The organism is Plastoroseomonas hellenica, from assembly GCF_018129085.1.
In the GTDB taxonomy this organism is placed as follows: Bacteria; Pseudomonadota; Alphaproteobacteria; order Acetobacterales; family Acetobacteraceae; genus Plastoroseomonas; species Plastoroseomonas hellenica.
The window spans coordinates 1-20,391 of sequence record NZ_JAAGBB010000067.1 but is presented as its reverse complement, the minus strand read 5'-3'; the positions used below and the strand labels follow the sequence as shown (position 1 = coordinate 20,391).

Annotated in this window: 23 protein-coding genes; 13 read left to right on the top strand and 10 right to left on the bottom strand. The window is 72.3% G+C overall.

The annotated features are described in order from the left end of the window. The first annotated feature begins 7 nt into the window (after positions 1-7). Together GXW71_RS30630 and GXW71_RS30625 are read left to right on the top strand one after the other, a co-directional pair. On the top strand, positions 8-1,249 hold the full coding sequence (locus GXW71_RS30630; RefSeq protein WP_211856707.1) for a 3-hydroxybenzoate 6-monooxygenase: 1,242 nt from the start codon (positions 8-10) through the stop codon (positions 1,247-1,249). Further along, on the top strand, positions 1,236-2,015 hold the full coding sequence (locus tag GXW71_RS30625) for a class II aldolase/adducin family protein (protein WP_211856699.1): 780 nt from the start codon (positions 1,236-1,238) through the stop codon (positions 2,013-2,015). Before GXW71_RS30630 ends, GXW71_RS30625 begins: the two co-directional genes overlap by 14 nt. Positions 2,016-2,021: 6 nt before the next feature. Here GXW71_RS30625 and GXW71_RS30620 read toward each other — a convergent pair whose 3' ends face one another. After that, positions 2,022-2,168 (bottom strand): hypothetical protein, encoded by a 147-nt coding sequence (locus GXW71_RS30620; RefSeq protein WP_211856697.1) that lies wholly within the window; start codon positions 2,166-2,168, stop codon positions 2,022-2,024. Positions 2,169-2,202: 34 nt separating this feature from the next. Next, positions 2,203-2,547 carry a hypothetical protein gene (locus GXW71_RS30615; RefSeq protein ID WP_211856696.1) on the bottom strand — a complete coding sequence of 115 codons (345 nt, stop codon included), beginning with the start codon at positions 2,545-2,547 and terminating at the stop codon, positions 2,203-2,205. A gap of 272 nt (positions 2,548-2,819) precedes the next feature. Between GXW71_RS30615 and GXW71_RS30610 the strand changes: the two genes are divergently transcribed. Further along, the gene (locus tag GXW71_RS30610; RefSeq protein WP_211856694.1) at positions 2,820-2,963 is read left to right on the top strand and encodes a hypothetical protein; all 144 of its coding nucleotides are present in this window, start codon (positions 2,820-2,822) and stop codon (positions 2,961-2,963) included. A 381-nt stretch (positions 2,964-3,344) separates the two neighbouring features. Beyond that, positions 3,345-3,593 carry a hypothetical protein gene (locus tag GXW71_RS30605; RefSeq protein WP_211856692.1) on the top strand — a complete coding sequence of 83 codons (249 nt, stop codon included), beginning with the start codon at positions 3,345-3,347 and terminating at the stop codon, positions 3,591-3,593. Between the two features lie 31 nt (positions 3,594-3,624). Here the strand turns inward: GXW71_RS30605 and GXW71_RS30600 are convergent, their stop codons facing one another. Further along, a complete protein-coding gene (locus tag GXW71_RS30600) occupies positions 3,625-4,569 on the bottom strand; it encodes a GntR family transcriptional regulator (RefSeq protein WP_211856684.1) in 945 nt (314 codons plus the stop codon). 124 nt (positions 4,570-4,693) lie between these two features. Between GXW71_RS30600 and acnA the strand changes: the two genes are divergently transcribed. Genes acnA through GXW71_RS30580 form a run of 4 tightly spaced genes read left to right on the top strand, consistent with a single transcriptional unit; the run spans position 4,694 to position 9,877 of the window. Next, on the top strand, positions 4,694-7,315 hold the full coding sequence (acnA, locus tag GXW71_RS30595) for an aconitate hydratase AcnA (protein ID WP_211856681.1): 2,622 nt from the start codon (positions 4,694-4,696) through the stop codon (positions 7,313-7,315). A 26-nt stretch (positions 7,316-7,341) separates the two neighbouring features. Next, positions 7,342-8,322: a Bug family tripartite tricarboxylate transporter substrate binding protein gene (locus GXW71_RS30590; protein ID WP_211856679.1), complete on the top strand. Its 981-nt coding sequence runs from the start codon at positions 7,342-7,344 to the stop codon at positions 8,320-8,322. 4 nt (positions 8,323-8,326) lie between these two features. Then, entirely contained in the window at positions 8,327-9,403 is a 1,077-nt protein-coding gene (locus GXW71_RS30585) for a lactonase family protein (protein ID WP_211856677.1), read from the top strand. Between the two features lie 57 nt (positions 9,404-9,460). Then, a complete protein-coding gene (locus GXW71_RS30580; RefSeq protein WP_211856675.1) occupies positions 9,461-9,877 on the top strand; it encodes a VOC family protein in 417 nt (138 codons plus the stop codon). 102 nt (positions 9,878-9,979) lie between these two features. Here the strand turns inward: GXW71_RS30580 and GXW71_RS30575 are convergent, their stop codons facing one another. Beyond that, on the bottom strand, positions 9,980-11,062 hold the full coding sequence (locus GXW71_RS30575) for an isocitrate/isopropylmalate dehydrogenase family protein (RefSeq protein ID WP_211856673.1): 1,083 nt from the start codon (positions 11,060-11,062) through the stop codon (positions 9,980-9,982). A gap of 106 nt (positions 11,063-11,168) precedes the next feature. Here GXW71_RS30575 and GXW71_RS30570 point away from each other — a divergent pair, with 106 nt between their 5' ends. Together GXW71_RS30570 and GXW71_RS30565 are read left to right on the top strand one after the other, a co-directional pair. Next, positions 11,169-12,089, top strand: a complete 921-nt coding sequence (locus tag GXW71_RS30570; RefSeq protein WP_211856671.1) for a GntR family transcriptional regulator — start codon at positions 11,169-11,171, stop codon at positions 12,087-12,089. Between the two features lie 96 nt (positions 12,090-12,185). Beyond that, complete coding sequence (locus GXW71_RS30565) at positions 12,186-13,160, top strand: Bug family tripartite tricarboxylate transporter substrate binding protein (protein ID WP_211856669.1); 975 nt, start codon at positions 12,186-12,188, stop codon at positions 13,158-13,160. Positions 13,161-13,168: 8 nt separating this feature from the next. Here the strand turns inward: GXW71_RS30565 and GXW71_RS30560 are convergent, their stop codons facing one another. From GXW71_RS30560 to GXW71_RS30545, 4 genes are read right to left on the bottom strand one after another with little or no spacing between them, the layout of a single operon-like run. Continuing rightward, entirely contained in the window at positions 13,169-14,104 is a 936-nt protein-coding gene (locus GXW71_RS30560; protein ID WP_211856667.1) for a tripartite tricarboxylate transporter substrate binding protein, read from the bottom strand. Positions 14,105-14,116: 12 nt separating this feature from the next. After that, positions 14,117-15,295, bottom strand: coding sequence for a M24 family metallopeptidase (locus GXW71_RS30555; RefSeq protein ID WP_211856665.1), 1,179 nt, complete (start codon positions 15,293-15,295; stop codon positions 14,117-14,119). Then, complete coding sequence (locus GXW71_RS30550) at positions 15,295-16,119, bottom strand: IclR family transcriptional regulator (protein ID WP_211856663.1); 825 nt, start codon at positions 16,117-16,119, stop codon at positions 15,295-15,297. The genes GXW71_RS30555 and GXW71_RS30550 overlap by 1 nt, the downstream gene beginning before the upstream one ends. Then, positions 16,116-17,288 carry a threonine synthase gene (locus GXW71_RS30545; RefSeq protein ID WP_211856661.1) on the bottom strand — a complete coding sequence of 391 codons (1,173 nt, stop codon included), beginning with the start codon at positions 17,286-17,288 and terminating at the stop codon, positions 16,116-16,118. Before GXW71_RS30545 ends, GXW71_RS30550 begins: the two co-directional genes overlap by 4 nt. A gap of 228 nt (positions 17,289-17,516) precedes the next feature. Between GXW71_RS30545 and GXW71_RS30540 the strand changes: the two genes are divergently transcribed. Both GXW71_RS30540 and GXW71_RS30535 read left to right on the top strand, forming a co-directional pair. Next, on the top strand, positions 17,517-17,909 hold the full coding sequence (locus GXW71_RS30540) for a hypothetical protein (RefSeq protein ID WP_211856660.1): 393 nt from the start codon (positions 17,517-17,519) through the stop codon (positions 17,907-17,909). Positions 17,910-18,180: 271 nt separating this feature from the next. Beyond that, entirely contained in the window at positions 18,181-18,411 is a 231-nt protein-coding gene (locus tag GXW71_RS30535) for a hypothetical protein (RefSeq protein ID WP_211856658.1), read from the top strand. A 297-nt stretch (positions 18,412-18,708) separates the two neighbouring features. Here the strand turns inward: GXW71_RS30535 and GXW71_RS30530 are convergent, their stop codons facing one another. Beyond that, complete coding sequence (locus GXW71_RS30530) at positions 18,709-19,014, bottom strand: hypothetical protein (RefSeq protein ID WP_211856656.1); 306 nt, start codon at positions 19,012-19,014, stop codon at positions 18,709-18,711. Between the two features lie 164 nt (positions 19,015-19,178). Between GXW71_RS30530 and GXW71_RS30525 the strand changes: the two genes are divergently transcribed. Continuing rightward, positions 19,179-20,114 (top strand): hypothetical protein, encoded by a 936-nt coding sequence (locus GXW71_RS30525; RefSeq protein ID WP_211856654.1) that lies wholly within the window; start codon positions 19,179-19,181, stop codon positions 20,112-20,114. A gap of 102 nt (positions 20,115-20,216) precedes the next feature. Here the strand turns inward: GXW71_RS30525 and GXW71_RS30520 are convergent. Further along, on the bottom strand, positions 20,217-20,391 hold a 175-nt coding region (locus tag GXW71_RS30520; RefSeq protein WP_211856726.1), incomplete at its 5' end, for a helix-turn-helix domain-containing protein.

The following is a 20,391-nucleotide window of genomic DNA, read 5'->3' as shown; positions in this document are numbered from 1 at the left end:
GGGCGCCATGACGGCGCCAGGCGCCGGCCGCTTCATCGTCGCCGGCGGCGGCATCGGCGGCCTCGCCGCCGCCCTCGCGCTCGTCCAGGCCGGCGCCGCGGTGACGGTGCTGGAGAAGGCGGCGGCGCTCGGCGAGATCGGTGCCGGCATCCAGCTCGGGCCCAACGCCTTCCGCTGCTTCGACCGCCTCGGCATCGGCGACGCCGCGCGGGCGATGGCGGTCTATATCGACCAGCTTCGGCTGATGGATGCCGTGGGCGGCGGGGAGATCACCCATATCCCGCTGGGCGAGCCGTTCCGCCAGCGCTTCGGCAATCCCTATGCCGTGGTCCATCGCGGCGAACTCCATGGCGTGCTGCTCCGCGCCTGCCAGGCGCATGGGCGTATCGCGCTCCGCACCGGCGCCGAGATTGCAGGCTATGCGCAGGATGGCGGCGGCGTCGCGGTCCGGCTGGCCTCCGGGGAGCGGCTGGATGGCGCCGCGCTGATCGGCGCCGACGGCCTCTGGTCGCGGGTCCGCGCGCAGCTGGTGGGCGACGGGCCGCCCCGCGTCTCCGGCCACACCACCTACCGCTCGGTGATCCCGACCGCGCGGATGCCGGAGGATCTGCGCTGGAACGCCGCGACGCTCTGGGCCGGCCCGAAATGCCACCTGGTCCACTACCCGCTCTCGGGCTGGGAGACGTTCAACCTGGTGGTCACCTGCCACAACGACGCCGCCGAACCCGTCGCCGGCAAGCCGGTCTCGGAGGCGGAGGTGCTGCGCGGCTTCGCGCATGTGCATCCGCGGGCGCAGGCCATCATCCGCCACGGCACCGATTGGAAGCTCTGGGTGCTCTGCGACCGCGATCCGGTCGGGAGCTGGGTCGATGGCCGGGTCGCGCTGCTCGGCGATGCCGCGCATCCGATGCTGCAGTATTTCGCGCAGGGCGCCTGCATGGCGCTGGAGGATGGCGTCTGCCTCGGCGAGATGGTCGCGGCGCATCCCGGCCGGGTGGAGCAGGCGCTCGCCGCCTACCAGACGCGGCGCCTGCTGCGCACCGCCGCCGTGCAACTCTATTCGCGCGCGATCGGCGAGCATGTCTATCACCCCGCGGGTGCACATGCGGCGCTCCGCGACGCAATCATGCGCGCGAAGGCGCCGGCGGACTGGTATGACAGCCTCGCCTGGCTCTATGGCGGCACCGCGCTCACGGAAGTTCCGGCGCTGGCGCAACAGCAGAGAGGGGATGCGTATGTGTTCCAATGACGCCGAAGGCATCGCCCAGCAGGTGGCCGATGCCGCCGCGGCCGGCCAGGCGCCGTCGCCATCCCTGATCGAGGACCTGGTCATCGCCAACCACATCCTCGCCGACGAAGGCGTCGTCGATGCCTTCGGCCATATCAGCGTGCGGCACGATGGCCGGCCCGACCGCTTCCTGCTCGCCCGCAACATGGCGCCGGGGCAGGTGACGCCGGCTGATATCATCGAGTTCACCCTGGATGGCGATCCCGTCGACGCTGTCGGCCGCCGCGTCTATCTTGAGCGCTTCATCCATGGCGAGATCTACCGCCGGCGCCCGGATGTCATCGCCGTCGTGCACAGCCATTCACATTCGATCGTGCCGCTGAGCGTCGCGCGCGGCACCCGGCTCCAGGCGCTGTTCCACATGGCGGGCTTCATCGGCCAGGGCGCGCCGGTCTTCGAGATCCGGGACGCCGGCGGCGACGGCACCGACCTGCTGATCAGCAACAACGCGCTTGGCCGGGCGCTCGCCGAGCATTTCGATGCGGCCGATATCGTGCTGATGCGCGGCCATGGCTCGACGGTGGTCGGCGGCTCCATCCCGCAGGCGGTCTATCGCGCTGTCTATGCCGAGCTCAATGCGCGCTATCAGCTCGAGGCGTCGCGGCTCGGCGAGGTCACCTTCCTGAGCGAGGCCGAAGCCCGCGCCTGCGTGCAGAGCATCGAGGCGCAGGTGCATCGCCCCTGGGCTCTCTGGAAGCAGCGCGCCCGGGATCGCCGGGCGCGCTGAGGCGCCTCAGCCGGCCATCACCACCGGCATGGGCGGCGGATCGCGGATCACCTCCGCATCCTGGAAACCGCCGAGGCCCAACGCCCATTGGATCGCCAGCACGGCGCCGGCGAGGCCGAGGCCCGTCATCATCGCGCGCAGCCAGTCAGGCATCCCGATCCCCTCCGCAAGATCCGGCAGATGGGCTTCAGAGGCCGGCGCCGCGGGGATCGTCGGCCGGCCGCCGCGGCGCTGCCCCGCGCCCGCCGGCGCCGGCGCGGTCGAGCTGCGCGAGCGCGTCCATGATCTCGTCGAACGACACCGGCCGGCCGGAGCGCGGCAGCCGGCGCAGCCTGGGGTCGCCGGTGACGGCGCAGGCATCGGAGGCCCAGGAGGAGAGGATGGCCCGCTGCTCGGACCGGGTCAGCGCCGGGTCCGCCAGCACATCCTGGGGCCGATCGTAGTGGCGCCCTGGATGGAGCAGGCGATCGAGCGCCTCGTCATCCGTCTCCGGCCGCATCGCGGCCAAACTCGCACCTGGCTGCATCACCATGGCGGTCCCCTCCTCCAATCTCTCCCCATCCCGCCGGGCGCCCGTCGCCGCGGCGCGCGATGATCTTGTCGCGGCCTGCCGCCGTGGCAAGGGGGCGCCGGCGCGTTCATGCGCCGGCCGCATGGGGTTCCACCGGGGGCGGCTTCACGTTCCGACGATGCGCCGCACGGGCGCCGTTTCGCCGCATTCGCCGCCCGCTTCCGCCGCATTCGGTGCCCATCCTCCTGCATGCCGGACCTGCCGCTGCGGCGGCATTGTCAGGAGGAGCGAGCATGATTGCTGTCCATGACCAAATCGCTGTCCACGACCGACCCACGGCGAGGCCCGCCCTCGGCCTTGCCCTGCTCATCAGCCTCGATCTCTGGGTGCTGCTGGCAGCGGCCGCGCTGCTCGCCTGGCGCGCGGCGCATCCGTGATCCGCGTCCGCGCGTAGGGCGGCTGAGGATGCATTAACACCTGATCGGGCATGGTCCGAAGCAGCGCCGCAACGCGATGTCGGCGCGCCAGGGCCAAGACGGCCTGCCATTCGACGCAAGCGGAAGCGACGGATGAGCCCGCCGAGGAGCGACTTTCGTCGCTGCCTGCACGGGCGATCCGGCCTTAGGCATCCAGGCGCGTCATGTTGCGATGGAAGGGCATGAAAATGCGGTGCGTGAAGCGGCTCTGGGCGAGCCTCGTGCATTGGGCGACCTACCAGCCGAGCCAGCGCTACATGCGCGGCGGGCGGTAATCATTTTCGTCGGGCGCGTTAACGCAGGTTAGAGCGGCGGCCACGGCCACGCTCTAGCCTGCGATGAATGAGCGAGTCCCTTTCGGATGCCGGCCCGCCGGCCCGCCCTGCGTCCCCACCGACCTACAAGATCGTCGCCGCGCCATCCGGAGAGGCGGCCGGTTTCCTGGTGATCGAGACCGGCCCCGGCGGGCACGAGGTCACGCTGCTCGCCTGCGCCACGCGGGACGAGGCGTCGCGGGCGAAGACCGCGCTGGAGCAGCTCGACGCGGCCGAAGCCCGGGCCCGCGGGTGGCGCGCCATCGACCGGAGCTGAACGGCGCCGCCCGGCCGACCCGCCTCGCGGGTCACGCGTCCCGCCGTGACGCCTTGCTCATCTGGCCGAGCCGGTCGGCCGCCGCGGTCAGCAATCGCGCCCGCGCCGCGCGGCCGGCCTCGAGATGGCGGATGAGCAGATCGGTGGCCGCGACGCGGTCATCCGCCTCCAGCCGCTCCAGGATCGCCATGTGCTCCGTCACCTGCGTCGCGAGCCGCGTGGTGTCGAGCGCCACGACATAGCCGGCGAGGCGCCGCAGCCGCGTCAGCCGCGCGGCGGCATCGGTCAGGAAGCGGTTGCCGGACGCCTGCACGAGTGCGAGGTGGAAGCCGGAGTTCAGCTCGAAGATGGTGCGCGGGCCCGGGGCTGCGCCGGCATCCAGCAGGCTCTCCTGCTCGCGCCGGAGCCGCGCGGCGGTCGCCGGCGCCAGCGCGTAGCCGGGCGCCTGCAGCGCCGCCGTCTCCAGCGCGCGGCGGGTCCAATAGGCCTCGTCCTCGGCGGCCGGTCCGTCGATCAGCGGCAGGAACCGCCAGCCGCCCGCGGCGCCGCGCTCCACCCAGCCCTCCGCCAGGATGCGCAGCATCACCCGCTGCAGGCTGCCGCGCGGCACGCCGGTGCGCCGCAGCAGCGCGGCCTCCGCGATGCTGTCGGGGATCCTGCCTTCCAGCCGGTCGGCGGCGAGCCGCCAATAGAGCCGCTCCGCCGCGTCGCTGTCCCTGTCATCGCCGAGCGGGTCGTCGCCGGCGGGCGGCAGCTGGCGCAGCACCAGGCCGCGACTATTCGCGGCCGGCGCGGCCAGGCCGTGCTGCGCGAGGATGCCGAGCGCCCCCCGCACCGGTGCGCGCGAGGTGCCGAGCGCCGATGCCAGCCCGGTCTCGGCAAGCCGCATCCCGGGCTCGGCGCCCTGCTCGCGCAGATGCTCGAGGATGGCGCGGGCCAGGCTGCGGTGCAGGGTCTCGGCGGGTGGGCGGGCCACGCGGGCTCCTATCGAAGGACCCGGCCGGGATGCCATGCGAGCGGCACGCCGGCCAGAGATCCCAGGTTGTCTTTTATCAGGATAAACGACATAAGGCCCGCGACAAGGCGCAGGGAGCAGCGGCATGACCATCCCGGCATCCACCCCCGTCGGACGGCTGCAAGGCCGCTTCGGCACGCGGCGGCACGTGGATCTGCGCGCGGCGGCGGGTGCGGCGCTCGCCCGCATGCCCTGGTGCCACCGCGTCCTGCTGGAGAACCTGCTGCGCGCCGCGGAGCCGGAGGCAGCGCGCGCCGGCCGCGCCGCGCTGCTCGACTGGCTCGCGACCGGGCGGAGCGAGGCGGAGATCCCCTTCGCCCCCGGCCGCATCCTGATGCACGACACGACCTGCGGCCCGGCGCTGGTCGACATCGCCGCGATGCGCGACGTGCTGGCCGAAGCCGGCGGCGACCCGCGCCTGCTGAACCCCGCGGTGCCGGTCGCGACCTCCACCGACCATTCGCTGGCGGTCGATGTCTCGGCCGTCCCCGGCGCGCTCGCCACCAACATGGCGCGCGAGATGGACCGCAATGCGGAGCGCTACCGGTTCATGAAATGGGCCGCGCAGGCGATCGACGGCTTCCGCGTCTTCCCGCCCGGCACCGGCATCATGCACACCATCAACCTCGAGCGCCTCGCGACCGTGGTGGCGACCGAGACGCGGGACGGCGCGCTCTGGGCGGTGCCCGACACGCTGGTCGGCACCGACAGCCACACGCCCATGGTGAATGCGATCGGCGTACTCGGCTGGGGCGTCGGCGGCATCGAGGCCGAGGGCGTGATGTTCGGCGTGCCGGTCTCGCTCCGCGTGCCGGAGGTGATCGGCGTGCGGCTGACCGGCGCCCTGCCGGACGGCACCCTCGCGACCGACCTCGCGCTGACCGTGACGGAGCGGTTGCGGCAGCGCGGCGTCGCCGGCGAATTCGTGGAATTCTTCGGCCCCGGCGTCGGCGCGCTGACCGCGATGCAGCGGGCGGTGGTCGCCAACATGGCGCCCGAATACGGCGCCAGCACCGGCTGCTTCCCGATCGACGCCGCGACCATCGGCTTCCTCGCGGCCACCGGCCGCGATGCCGCGCAATGCGAACTGGTCGAAGCCTTCGCCCGCGCGACCGGGCTCTGGTTCGATCCCGCCGCCGAGCCCCGTTACACCGAGGTGCTGGAGATCGACCTGGCCGCGCTGCGCCCCTCGCTCGCCGGCCCGCGGCGGCCGCAGGACCGGCTCGATCCCGCGCAGGTGCCGGCGGCGGTGGCGCAAGCGGTCGGCGCCGCGGCCGGGGCGATCCCGGCCGATGCGGTGGCGATCGCCGCCATCACCTCCTGCACCAACACGACCGATACCGGCCTGCTGGTCGCCGCCGGGCTGCTGGCGCGGAAGGCGCGGGCGCTCGGGCTGCGGCCGGCACCCTGGGTGAAGACATCGCTGACGCCGGGCTCGCCGGCCGCGGCGCGGCGCCTCGCGCGCGTCGGCCTGCTCGCGGATCTGGAAGCGCTCGGCTTCGGCATCGCCGGGCATGGCTGCGCGACCTGCATCGGCAATGCTGGCCCGCTGCTGCCGGCGGTGGCCGATGCGGTTGAAAGCCAGGGGCTGAAGCCGATCGCCGTGCTCTCGGGCAACCGCAACTTCCCGGGCCGGGTGCATGCGCAGATCGACGCCGCGCTGCTCGCTTCGCCGCCGCTGGTCGTCGCCTATGCGCTCGCCGGCCGGGCCGGGCTCGACATTATCAGTGACGCGCTTGGCACCCGCGCGGACGGCACGCCGGTCCGCCTTGCCGAGCTCTGGCCACGCCAGGCGGAGATCGAGCAGGTGCTCGCCGCCGCCCTCGACCCTGATGATGTCGGCCCCGCCTACGACGAAGCGGAGGCCTCCGGCCCCTGGGCCGCGCTCACCGCGCCCACCAGCGCTCGCTTTCCCTGGGATCCGGCCTCTACCTATCTGCGCCCGCCGCCCTTCGTCACCCTGCGCGGCGCGCCGGACGGCAGCGGCTTCGCCGCGCACCCGCTGCTCGTGCTCGGCGACGACATCACCACCGACCACATCTCGCCGGCCGGTGCGATCCCGGCGCGGAGTGATGCCGCCGCTTGGCTGACCGAGCGCGGCGAGGATGCGCGCGACCTCAATGTCCATGCGGCGCGTCGCGGCAACTGGGAGGTGATGCTCCGTGGCCTCTTCACCAACCGCACCATCGTTAACCACCTCGCCCCCGGCGCGCCGGCCGGCCACACCATCTTCGCCCCGGAGGGCGAGCTGCTGCCGGCCTGGCGCGCGGCGGCGCGCTATGCGGCGGCCGGGCTGCCGGTCGTGATCCTCGCCGGGGAGCGCTACGGCACCGGCTCCTCCCGCGACTGGGCGGCCAAGGGCGCGCAACTGCTCGGCGTGCGCGCAGTGCTCGCGAATTCCTTCGAGCGCATCCACCGCGCCAACCTGGTCGGCATGGGCGTGCTGCCGCTGCGCCTGCCCGATGGCTGGCGGCCGGAGGCGCTCGGCATCGCACCCGGCGACACCATCGAGGTCGCGCTCGACCTTGCCACCCTCGCCCCGCGCGCCGCGGTGCCGGTCGCGATCCGCCGCGCCGATGGCAGCACGCTCTGCGGCCACGCGACCGCGATGCTGGAGACGGCGCGCGAGGTCGCCCTCATCCAGGGCGGCGGCATGATCCCGGCGATCCTGCGCAAGGCGCTCGCGACGCCCATGGCGGCCGAATGACAAGCCAAGCATCAGGAGGACCATCCATGAGCACGCGTCGCGCCCTGCTCGCCGCCACCGCGGCCGCACTCCCGTTCTCCGCCGCCCGCGCGCAGCGCGCCTGGCCGGAACGGCCGGTCCGGATGCTGGTCGGCTATGCGTCGGGCGGCGGCGTCGACATCGTGGCGCGGCTGCTGGCGGAGCCGCTGCGTGCGGCGCTCGGCCAGCCCGTGCTGGTCGAGAACCGGCCCGGCGCCGGCGCCATGATTGCCGCCCAGGCGGTGGCCCGCGGCGCCGATGACGGCCATACCCTGCTGATGGCCGCGGCCGGGGAGATCGCGGTCAATCCGTCGCTGTTCAAGCAGCGCATGACCTACGACCCCGCGCGGGAGCTGCAGGGCGTGGCGCTGGTCGCCGCCATCCCCAACGTGATCGTAGCGCATCCATCGGTCCCCGCGCGCAGCCCGGCGGAGCTGATCGCCTATGCACGCGCCAATCCGGGAAAGCTCTCCTTCGCCTCCGCCGGCATCGGCAATCCGCAGCACCTGGCGGGCGAGATGCTGAACCGCATGGCCGGCACCGACATCCTGCACGTGCCCTATCGCGGTTCGGCGCCGGCGTTGACCGATGTCGCGGCCGGGCGGGTGACGCTGAATTTCTCCAGCCTCGGCGCCGCCTTGCCGCTGATCCGGGACGGCCGGCTGCACGCCATCGCCGTCACCTCGCGCGAGCGGATGCCGCAACTGCCGGAAGTGCCGGCGCTGGCGGAGACACCGGGCCTAGAAAGCTATGAGCTGGTGAACTGGTTCGGCCTCTTCGCGCCGGCGGTGATGCCGGCCGCCAATGTCGAGCGGCTGCACGCCACGGTGGCGGCGGCCTTGCGCGACCGTGATATGGCCAGCAAGCTGGCGGAGCAGGGCGGTCCCGCGCGGCCGATGTCGGCCGCCGAGTTCCGCAGCTTCGTCGCCGAGGAGACGCGGAAATTCGCCCGCATCGTCGAGGAAGCCGACATCAGGCCGGAGGGCTGAAGCGATGCGACCATCCGCCTTCCACGTCTATGTCGGCTGCCGCACCTCGCGCGAGCGGAACGCGCGGGGCGACGGGCTGAACCTCTACCGCATGGATGCCGCGACCGGCGCCTGGACGCACCAGCAGCTCCTCCCCGGTTTCGAGAACCCGAGCTTCCTCGCCTTCGCCCGGACGCGGCCGATCCTCTACGTAGTGCATGGCGACCGGCAGGAGGTCAGCGCCTTCCGCATCGAGGAAGCGACCGGCCGCCTCTCCCACCTCAACACCGGTGCTACCGGCGGGCGCAATCCGGTGCATCTGGTGCCGACGCCGGATGACCGCTTCCTGGTGGTCGCGAACCACCTGACCTCAACCGTCGCGCTGCTGCGGCTCGACCCCAGCACCGGCGCCATCGGGGAGATCGCGGATCTCGCGACCATGCCGGGGGAGCCCGGCCCGCACCGGACGCAGCAGGCCCTCGCCAAGCCGCATCAGGTCGAGCCCGACCCGGCCGGGCGTTTCATCCTGGTGCCGGACAAGGGCACGGATCGCAGCGTCGCGCTCCGCGTGCACGCCGATGCCGCGCGGCTGGAGATCGTGGCGACGCTGACGCAGCGGGAAGGCTCCGGGCCGCGGCACATCGCCTTCACCCCGGATGCGCGCTTTGCCTATGTGCTGAACGAGCTGGCCTCGAGCCTGCTCGCTTGCCGCTACGACGCGGCGCGCGGCACGCTCGACCCCTTCCAGTTGCTACCCTCCCTGCCGGATGACTGCACCGGCCACAGCCATGCGGCAGAGGTCGCGGTCAGCGGCGATAGCCGTTTCCTCTACGCCTCCAACCGCGGGCATGATTCGATCGGCGTCTTCGCCATCGACGGCGCCAGCGGCCGGCTCGCGCCGGTGCAATGGGTGCCGAGCGGCGGCATCACGCCGCGCTTCTTCGCGATCGACCCGACCGGCCGCTTCCTCTTCGCCGCGAATGAGGAGAGCGACAGTATCGTCACCTTCCGCGTGGACGTCGCGACCGGCCGCCTGGCACCGACGGGCCAGGTGATCCCGACCGGCAGCCCGGTCTGCATCCTGTTCCGCGCCATCGCCTGACGGCGCGGTGGCGCGAGGCCTGCGGTGAAAATCCGATCAATAGACAGGAGCGACTGAATGCTGAGCTACATCACGGTCGGTGCCAACGACGTGCCACGCTCGGGACGCTTCTATGCGGCCATCCTGATCCCGCTCGGTTACGAGAAGAAGGAAGCAGCGAACGGGGTCGAGTTCACCCGGCCGAACGTGCCGGGCCGGGTCAACGGCCCTGGCGCGGTGTACGTGAAGAAGCCATATGACGGGAAAGAGGCGACTGTCGGCAATGGCTCCATGACGGCCTTCCAGGCCGAGACGCACGCAATGGTGCGTAACCTCCACGCCGCTGGCCTTGAGGCAGGCGGCTCCGACGAGGGCGCCCCGGGCTTTCGGGACGAGTACAGCGACCACTTCTATGTCGGTTATCTCCGCGACCCCCTGGGCAACAAGGTCGCGATCTTCTGCGCGAACCCGGCAGAGGGAACTCGGGGCCGCTGAACTCAGCGGAGGCGCCATGCGCGGGAGCAATGGCATCTCTCAATGTCTGCTTCGCCCCGTATGACCCCGGAGAGCGCGGTCGTTCCTGCTTGGGTTTCCGCCTTACGCAGCGAGCCGCCGCCCGATCTCCTCGCAGAGCGCCGCCGTATAGGCGCGGGTGCCGAGCGGCCCGCCGAGATCCGGCGTGCGGCGCGCGGGATCGGCGAGCAGCGCGTCCACCGCGCCCTCGATCGCCTGCGCGGCCACCGCGAAGCGCTCCCGCCCCGGCGCCTGCCGCGCCAGCCAGTCCAGCAACATCGCGGCCGAGAGGATCAGCGAGGCGGGGTTCGCCTTGTCCTGCCCCGCGATATCAGGCGCCGAGCCATGCTGCGCCTGGGCCATGCAATGCGTTGCGGAGGCATTGATGGCGCCGGCGAGGCCGAGGCTGCCGGAGAGCTCGGAGGCCTCGTCGGAGAGGATGTCGCCGAACATGTTGGTGGTGACCACCACATCGAAGCGCTCGGCATCGCGCACCAGCAGCGCCGCCATGCTGTCGATGAGCTGCTCGTCGTAGGCGATGCCGGGGAATTCCTGCGCGACGGCGCGCACCTCGCGGAGGAACAGCGCCTCGCTGACCTTGATGACGTTGACCTTGTGCACCGCGGTCACCTTCTTCCGCTCCCGGCGCGCTGCAAGTTCGAAGGCGGCGCGCGCGATGCGGCGGGAGCCTTCCGCGGTGATCTTGCGGATCGAGAGCGCGAGATCGGGCGTCGGCATGAACTCGCCGATGCCCCAATGCATGTTGCGGTCGGCGTAGAAGCCCTCGGTGTTCTCGCGCACGATCACCAGGTCCATCCCCGTGCGCCCGTAATGCGGCAGGCCCTGGCGCGAGCGCGCCGGGCGGATATTGGCGTAGAGGTCGAGCACGACCCGGAGCTCGGCGGAGATGTTGATGCCGCCTTCGGCGCGCGCCGGATATTCGGAATGCGAGACCGGGCCGAGGATGATGCCATCGGCGGCGCGGCAGGCCGCGATCACCCCCTCGGGCGTGGTGGTGCCGACGCGCTTCAGCGCGGCGAGGCCGACCTCATGCTCCTCGTATTGCAGCCCGAGGCCGAGCCGGGCATCGACTGTGTTGAGGACCTCAATGGTCGCGGCCGTGATCTCCGGGCCGATCCCGTCGCCGGGCAGGACAGCGAAGCGCATGGGCGGTTTCCTCTGGCTGGCGTGCGGCCGGACCATGCTCCGGAGGATTGTACTGATCAAGATAAATATGCGATCCTGCTCGCAGGCACGGGGAGGCGATCTGGCGATGGGCCCGGATGAAGCGCGAGGCGGGGAGGAGGGGCGGGGCCGCGATGCCCTGCCCGACCGGCTCGCCACTGAGATCCTGCAGCACGCGCGTCACGCCGGGCTCGGCCCAGGCGCGCATCTGCGCGAGCAGGCGCTGGCCGAGGCCTTCCGCGTCTCCCGCACGCCGATCCGCCAGGCGCTCGAGATGCTCGCGGCGCAGGACCTGGTCGAGCGCCACCGCCATCGCGGCTTTTTCCTGAAGGCACTGCCGGCCGAGCCCGCCGGCCCGGCGCCGGGCGCCGCGGCGGCGGAGGTGGGTGAGGATCCGCTCTATGCCCGGATCGCCGAGGATCACCTGGATGAGCGCCTGCCGGCCCGGGTCACCGAGAGTGAGTTGGCGCGGCGCTATGGCGTGACCCGCAGCAGGCTGCAGCGGCCGCTGGCGCGCCTGGCGCGGGAGGGATTGCTGGAGCGCCTGCCCGGCCAGGGCTGGGAATTCCTGCCCGTGCTCCGCTCGCCGGAAGCCTATGAGCAGGGCTACCGCTTCCGCGCCCTGATCGAGCCCGCGGCACTGATGGAGGCGGGCTACGCCCTGGCGCCGGAGACCGCGGCGCATCTCCGCGCCCGCCTCCGCGCCGTGCTCGACGGCGGCTGGAAGACCTGGCCGCGCACCGAGGTCCAGCGCGCCGGCGCCGAGTTCCACGAGGCGATCGTCGCCGCCTCCGGCAACCCCTTCCTGCTCGAATCGATCCGCCGCGTGAACCGGATGCGGCTGCTGCTGGAGCGCCGCATCTCCGGCGCCACCGACCGCGAGCGGCTGATCCGCACCAATGAGGATCATCTCCGGATCCTCGACATGATCGAAGCCGGCGACCGGGAAGGCGCCTCGCATGTCCTGCGCGCCCATCTCTGGCAGGAGCTGCGGGTGAAGCGCTGCTGAACCCGCGCGGGATCGGCGAGATCAGCCTCGACTTATTGTTTATTTCCTCATAAAAATTCAATAAGCGCCCGCAATGGCGCAGGAGGAGGCAACGTCATGACCCACCCGACCCGCCGCGCCTTGCTGGCGGCTGCCCTGGCGGCCCCGGCCGTCTCGCGCGCTGCCTTCGCCCAGGGCACGCCCGCCATCGACCAGCTCCGGCTCTTCGTGCCCTCCGGCGCCGGCGGCGGCTGGGACGGCCTCGCCCGCGTCATCGAGAAGGTGCTGCGCGAGACCAGCGCGATCGGTTCCGCGATGGTGGAGAATGTGCCCGGCGCCGGTGGCTCCATCGGCCTGCCGCGCTTCGTTGCGATGCGCGGCCGCCGCAACACCCTGATGGTCGCCGGCCTCTCGCTGGTCAGCTCGGCGATCGTCAACCGCAGCCCGGTCACCGCGTCCCGCGACACCATCCCCCTCGCGCGGCTGCAGGGGGAGGCGCATGTGCTGGTCGTCCCCGAGGCGAGCCCGATCCGCACGCTGGCGGATTTCGTGCAGGCCTTCCGCGCCGATCCGCGCGGCACCTCGATCGCGGGCGGCTCGGCCGGCGGCACCGACCACATGACGCTCGGCTTCATCGCCAAGGCGTTGGGCATCCCGACCGCGCAGGTGAGCTACGTCGCCTTCAACTCCGGCGGGCCGGCGGCGAGTGCGATCATCGGCAACCAGGTGAAGGCCGGCATCGCGAATTACGCGGAATGGGCGGGGCATATCGAGAGCGGCCGCATGCGCGCCCTCGGCCTCACCGCCGATGCGCGCGCGCCCGGCGTGCCGGTGCCGACCTTCCGGGAGGGCGGGCTCGACGTCGTCTTCTACAATTGGCGCGGCGTTTTCGCGCCGACCGGTATCCCGGAAGCTCATGTCAACGAGCTCGGCGCAATGATCGCCGCCATGGCCGAGGGCGCGCCCTGGAAGCGTGAGGCGGAGAGCCGCGGCTGGCAGCTCATCTACCAGCCCCGGCGCGAGTTCGCGGCGTTCCTGGAGCAGGAGGTGCGCGAGGTCGAGGGCGTGCTGAAGGATCTCGGCCTGGTCTGAGCGGCGATTCAGCCGGGCCGCAGCGCCCGGCCGAAGCCGGCATGGCCTTCGCGGATGATCCGCGCGTAGCCGGCCGCGTCCTCGGGCGCGGCGACGCCGACATAGCGTTCCGCGAAGGCGGGCAGCACCGGCGAACCCCCGATGTCGCCGAGCAGCGCTTCCCACCAGGCGGCCGCCTCCGGCGCCATGCGCGCGGGGCCGAGGAAGCCGTAGCCGGCCGGCGGCGACAGCGGATAGCCCAGCGCCCGGAAGGTCGGCACGCCGGGATGCCCGGGCACTGGATTGGGCCCGGTCTCCGCCAGCAGCCGCACCGCGTCCTGGCGCAGCAGCGGGCCGTAATCGGTGGACGCCACGGCCATGACATGGCCGCCGAGCAGCGCCTGCACCGCTTCCGCGCCGCCGCGGAAGGGCACGCTGGTGGTCTCGACCCTTTCCTGCTCGAAGGCCTTCTCGACCACGATCTCGGCGAAGCTCCGCGACCCCGCGGTGCCCCAGGTGAAGCGCCCGGGATTCGCGCGCGCAAAGGCGATGGCGCCGCGCCAATCGGCAAGCGCGCTGTCGGCGCGGACATAGACCGGCAGCGGCTGCGCGATGAGCTGGCCGAGCGGCGTCAGCCCACCCACCGGGTCGTAGCCGACATTGCCCTGATGCGGCAGCACCAGCAGCGCGCTCGGGCTGCCGAGCACGATGGTGAGGCCATCGGGGGCGGCGCGCGAGACGCGCTCGGTCGCGATGGCGCCGCCATTACCGGGCCGGTTCTCGACGATGACAGGCGCGCCGCGGCGATCGCGCGCGGCTTCCGCGACCAGGCGCGACAGCGCATCGCCGATGCCGCCGGCCGCGAAGCCGCAGACCACGGTCGCGGTGCCGCCGGGAAGGCCGCCCGCGGCGCGCGCGATGGCGGGGGCGGCAAGGGTCGCAAGGAGGAGGGAGCGTCGGCGCATCGTCCTGATCCTTCAGACGGAGACGAGATCGGCGGGCGTGGTCATGAAGCTCTCGGCGCCGCCTTCGCGGACCACCAGCGTGTCCTCCACCTGCAGCCCGAAGGCGCCGAGCGTGTAGAAGGGCGTCTCGACACAGAGCACCATGCCGGCCTCCAGCACTTCCGTGCTCGAAGGCCCGAGCAGCGGCGCGTCATAGCCGTCAAGGCCGATGCCGTGGCCGACATGCTCGCGCCGGTATTCCGGCAGGCCTTCGCGGCGCACCGTCTCCATCACATCAGCGAAGAGCTCGGCGCAGCGCATGCCCGGCCGTGCCAGTTCATGCGCGCGGTCGAGGCCGGCGCGGATCGCGCGCTGCACCTGACGCAGCCGCGGCGACGGCTCGCCCAGCACCGCGCAGCGCGCGATATCGGCGCGGTAGTGGCCCCAGCGCCCGCCGGCATCGAAGCGGATAACCTCGCCCGGCCGCAGCGCGCGCCGCGACGGCACCACATTCGGCAGCGCCGAGCGCGGACCGAAGCCGATGCAGCGGAGCACCGGCTGGCCCCCTTCCGCGACCGTCCGCGCGTCGAAGGCGCGGATCAGCTCTTCCTCCGTCACGCCTTCGCGGGCGATCGCGAGCGCGGCGGTGACGGAGCGCTCCGCGACCTCAGCCGCCATGCGCAGCCGCCGCACTTCCTCCTCGGTCTTCACCGCGCGGACGTCGCGCAGCACGGCCGCGGCCGGCAGCAGCACCGCCTCCGGTAGCAGCGCCGCCAACGCCTGCCAATGACCGGGCATCAGCCCGACCTCATCGACCGCGATGCGCGCGCGCGCCAGACCGCGGTCGCGGAGTGCTGCCGCCAGCGCCGCGATCGGGTCCGCGAAGGGCTCCTGCGCCAGCAGCGCGGCGAAGGCATCGCCTTCCGCATCGCCGGCGATGACCTCCGCCGGGAAGCGGCCATGCAGATAGGCCTCGGTCACCCAGGCGCTGCCATCGGTGAGGTGATCGGCGGCGGAAGCGCCGACCACGACGCAGGACGTGCCGCGGCCGGGCGCGGGGTGCAGCGCATAGGCCTGCGGCCCGCGCCTGATCCACTGCGTCATCGCCCAGAGGCCGGAGAGATACAGCACATTCTCCGGCATGGTGCCGATGACGGCATCGGCAGGGATCGCCGCCATGCGGTCATGCAGGCGGTCCAGATTGGTCAGCATCACGGGACTTCCGGCGGCAAGAGGGTTGCGGGGCAGCCGAGCCGGGCGGCGAGCCGCCGCGCCTCCGGCAGCAAGGGTGCGGTGATGGCGGCGACCGCCTCCGCACCGCCGCCGGGTGCGGCGACGGAGATCGCGGCGGCGACAGCGCCGCCAGCGTCGCGGATGACGGCGCCGGCCGAGATCACGCCCACCAGGTTCTCGCCATCGACGAAAGCCCAGCCGCGCGCGGCCGCGGCGGCGAGATCGGCGCGGAGCGCCGCGCGGTCGGTGATGGTGCGCGGCGTCAGGCGCGGCAGCGGCGCCGCCCCGAGCAGGGCGTCGGCTTCGCCCGGCGGCAGCGCCGCGAGCAGCGCCTTGCCCATGGCGGTGGAGTGGAAGCGCGCCTCGCTGCCGGGTGCGTTGCGGATCGCGATCGGCCCCGGGCTCTGCACCGCGAGGAGGTAGGTCAGCCGCCCGCCGCGCACCGCGCCGAGGAAGCCGTTCAGCCCGTGCTCATGTGCGAGCCGCTCCAGCGCCTCCCGCGCGCCCGCCATCAGCGCATCCGTGCGCAGCAGCGCGGCGCCGAGGCCGAGGGCGCGCGGCCCGATCCGGTAGCGCCGGGTCTCCGCGACCTGCTCGACATAGCCGCGCGCAGCCAGCGTGTTCAGCAGCCGCTGCACGATGGTGGGCCCGAGCTCGAGGCGCCGCGCCAGTTCCCGGACGCCGAGTGGCGCTTCGCTGGTGTCCAGCAGCTCCAGCACCGTCAGCCCGCGTTCCAGCGACTGGCTGCCGGTGGCGGGCGTGGGCGCTTCCGGCGCGACGGCGCGTGGCGCCGCGCGGGTCATGCGCCCTCCGTGACCGCGAGCGGCGGCAGCGGATCGCCGGCGGGCTCGCGGGCCGAGCCTGCGGTCAGGATCATCACCGCGGTCTCGCCCTCCCGCAGCGCGCCGCTTGCCCGGGCCATCCCGATCGCGGCATGGGCGCCGCCGCCGCAGAGCTCGGCATCGAAGCCAAGCCGCGCCAGCGCCGCCTGGCCTTCGGCGGCGGCCGCATCCGGCACCTGGATCGCGGTGCCGCCGCTGTCGCTGATGGCCCGCAGCGAGGCATCGGTCGCGGTGCCGCCGGCGGTCGAGAATTGCAGCGTCGCACCCGGGAAGGCATCGGTGATCGCGGCCTCGCCCGCCAGCACGCGGGTCAGGCGCGGGATCGGCTCCACCGCGATCAGGCGCGGGGCGCTGATGATCACGCCTTCGGCCGCGAGTCCCCGGAAGCCGGCGCCGATGCCCCAGATCAGGTCGCCGCGCGCGGTCGGCACCAGCACGGCATCGGGCGCGGTGCCGAGCGCCTCCGCGATCTCATAGGCGATGGTCTTGTAGCCTTCGACGCCGAAGGGGTTGCTGCCGACAGGCGGCACGAGATGGTTGGTCAGCGGGAACCAGCCTTCGTCGCGCACCAGCCGCGCCGCCACATCCCAGCGCGCCAGGCTGTCGCGGCAGACGATGAACTCGGCGCCGGTGCGCGCGATGGCACGGCGATAGGCCTCTGTCAGCGCCGGCGTGACGATGACGCGGCAGGGCAGCCCGGCCGCCGCGGCATAGGCGGCGGCAGAGATCGCGGCATTGCCGGAGGAGGAAGCGAGGATGCCGCGCGCGCCCACCTCCAGCGCGCGGGCGACCGCCAGCGGCGACATGCGGTCCTTGTGGCTGCCGGTCGGGTTCGCGGATTCCCGCTTGAGCCAGAGTGCGCCGAGCCCCGCGACGGGTGGCAGCGGCAGCAGCGGCGTGTCGCCTTCGCCGAGCGTCGGGAAGCTGACATAGGGCAGCCGCGCCGCGTGCCGCGCCATGCCGGTGCCGGCGGGCAAGGGTGCCGCGCCCTCATAGACCGCGGCGACCGAGGTCGGCGCACCGGCCGCTGCCGCCCGCGGGCAGCCTTCGAAGAAATCCTGGACGCCGTAGCGCGCGATGCCGTCGAGCGCGGCGAAGCCGATGAGGCGCGGGTTGCGGAGCGGGGTCACGGCAGCGTCCTGTGTTCCGATTAAAGGAACATTGTTCCGATAAAGGAACTTTGTCGTGCGAGAGAGTGCGCGTCAAGGCCGGACGCGGGCGAAGAGGCGGTCTGTGGCAGCCTTCGAACGGGCCTGCGCGCAAAGTCGCGAGACGGATTGTATCGTAAACTATAAGTTCCTCGCCAATCTGTCGTAATTCATGCCATAATTCTGGATTATACCGAAAGGAATACCGCCATGCGCATCCTTCTGTTGCATTTGGACGGCATCGAAATGTGGGAGGTGACTGCAGATTTTCTTCATGACGATGGCGATAGACTGACTGGAAGGCGTTACGAAATTATCCAGACGATGGATCATGATTTGCCGGACGCACGGCGCTTTAGCTCCTCCGCCGCCGCCTTGGCGGAATTGCACGCGCTCGCGGCTCGGGACAGATCCCTCCGGTCGGAACGGATGGCGATGCGCAAGCGCCGCCATGCGCCCCGTGGCTGGCATGCTCTTCGGACATTCTGGCTTCCGGGCGGCCCCGCCGTTCCCGCGAGCCGCGGCCCCAGCAGGGCGTCGGCGGTCAGGGCAATGCGTGCGCATCGCCTCGCCGGCCGTCCCATGGGCGGACCCTCGGCGTGACGCGGCTGTGTGGAGCAGTTGCCGTCGCGCGGGCAGCCTTCGCAGCCGGGGCCGACTTGGGACAGGGAGGTTCCCCTTCAGGGTCACAGCGTCACAGCAGCATTTTCAGGCTGTGACAGCTCAGGAGAGGTCTGGCGCCGGTTCCCTCCGGGTCACACCCTGACGCTACATTACGCCCCGCCCTGTTTTATCCGGCGCCAACCCCCAACTCTGCCATCATGCCCATCCCCCGCTTGCGCGAAGCCCGCTCCGCGGGCCGCAGGAGGTCGCCATGCCCCGGGAATGCAAGATCAGCATCCGCTACGTGCCGCCGAGCCAGCGAAGCCCGGAAGGATATCTCGGCGCCACCGTCTCCTATGCGCCCGTGCCGGGCGAAGCGTGGTCGCGCGGCAGCGACCTGGCCGGCGGCCCGGCGAGCACCGAGACGCTGGGCCGCATCACACGCGATATCGAGGCGGTGATGGCCGGCCATCGCAATGCCGACGACATGGACAAACCCTGACCACGGGGTATTTCGTGATCGCAGCCCGCGTTCTGTGGGTGTGATTGCGCTGGCATCCGCGGCCGCGAGATCGCATGCTGCCGGCGCACGGCGAGAACCGGTGGCTCACGCAAGCCGCCGATCATCGCGTGCCGCGAAGTTGTGCGGGTCAAGCTGCGCAGCTTCGGCACATGTGTCTGTGGCCGTCAAAGCCCCGCTCCGGCGGGGCTTTTTTTCAATCCGCCATCCAATGCGGCTGCGCGGCCCGTCCCGGGGGGAGCCGCGCGGCGGCGCGGTGGGACAGGCCGGCAGGCCGCCTCAGGCGACCATCGCCTGCTCCAGCAGCTCGTCCGGCAATGCGTCGAGCCAATCCATGTAGCCGTCCCAGAGCCCGTCCGGATCCTCAACCACCAGCTCGAGCCCGAGCGCCGCTGCGGTGCGGATGGCGGCGACCGCCGCCTGCTCCGTCGACACCGGCGCATCCCGCGCGGCGGCCACGCGGCGGCCCGCGACTACCCCGCTCGGCAGGAAGACCATCCCGACCTGCCGGCCGGCGGCATCGATCCAGACGCGCACGGTGACGGCCGTATCCAACCCGATAACCGTTCTGCGAATGCTGCCCATGACTGGCTCCTTCCGTCTCTCACCCAGCAGTCTCACGAAATCGAGAGGCAAACGAGTCAGGTCATGTCAGCTTTTGTTGCCCGATGTCCGCGGAGTTGTACGGCAGCGCAACTGCTCGCGCCCGGCCACGTTGAAATGCCAGGCCCGCCCCGCAGGAGGAACGAATGTCCGCCATCATGAATGAGCCACGCGAAGGCGCGGTGTCGATCGAGGGTGCGCCGAAGCTGCGCAGCCGCGTGTCGCTGCAGGCGATCGTCGCCGGCGCGGTCGTCGCCATCGCCGTCGGCTTCATGCTGAACGTGCTCGGCGTCGCCGTCGGCGCCACCACGATCGACCCGATGATGCCCGGCGAAACGCCGGACGCCGGCACCATCACGCTGGTGGCCGGGGTCTGGCTGCTGGTCTCCTCGCTCATCGGCCTCGGGCTCGGCGGCTACACCGCGGCCCGCCTCTCCGGGAATGTCGACAAGGAGGACAGCGCCCTGCACGGCCTCGCGGTCTGGGGCGTCGCCTTCCTGTTCGGCGCGGCGGTCGCCGGGGGCTATGCCACGAGCGCGGCGCGCACTGTCGCCGAGGGCGCGGGCAGCGCCATCGGCGGCGTCGCGCAGGGCATCGGCAGCGCCGCCGGCCAGGCGGCGGGGGCGGCCGGTCAGGTGATCGATCCCCAGGCGGCGCTGGAGCGAGCGCGCTCCGCCCTCACGCGCCGCGCCGATCCGGAGCAGATGACGAGCGAGCAGCGGATGGCCGAGATCGGCAGCATCGCCGCGCAGCGCATCGCCTCCGGCAGCTACGAGGCTGGGGCGCGCGACCGCCTGCAGGCGCTGATCGCCGCCGAGGCCGGGATCACCCCGGCCGAAGCCGGGCAGCGCATCGACCAGGCGGAGACGCAGGCGCGCCAGGCGGCGCAGACGGCCGAGCAGCGGGCGCGCGAGGCGGCCGATGCCGCGGCCAAGGGCGTCGCCGTCGCATCCTTCTGGGGCTTCGCGGCGCTGCTGCTCGGCGCCGTCGCGGCGGCGCTGGGATCGATGGCGGGCGCGCGCCGCGCCGCCTATCTCAGCGGCCGCGACTGGAGCGACCGGGACTGGGGCGCCGCCCGCTAAGGCATTGATGCGCGCCATCGGCGACGGCGGCCCGGACAGCAAAAGCCCGCCCGGAGCGATCCGGGCGGGCTCTCCCCTGTATCCCCCTGCAGGCGTGCGGCGTCAGGCGGCGCGGGCGACGTCCGGCGCGGCGGCGACGATGGTGCGCGGCGCGGTGGCCGGCGCCTCGGCGGCCTCGCGGAGCACATAGCCGCGGCCCCAGACGGTGGCGATGGCGCCGCTGAACCCGGCCTCGGCCAGCTTGCGGCGGAGCTTGCAGATGAAGACGTCGATGATC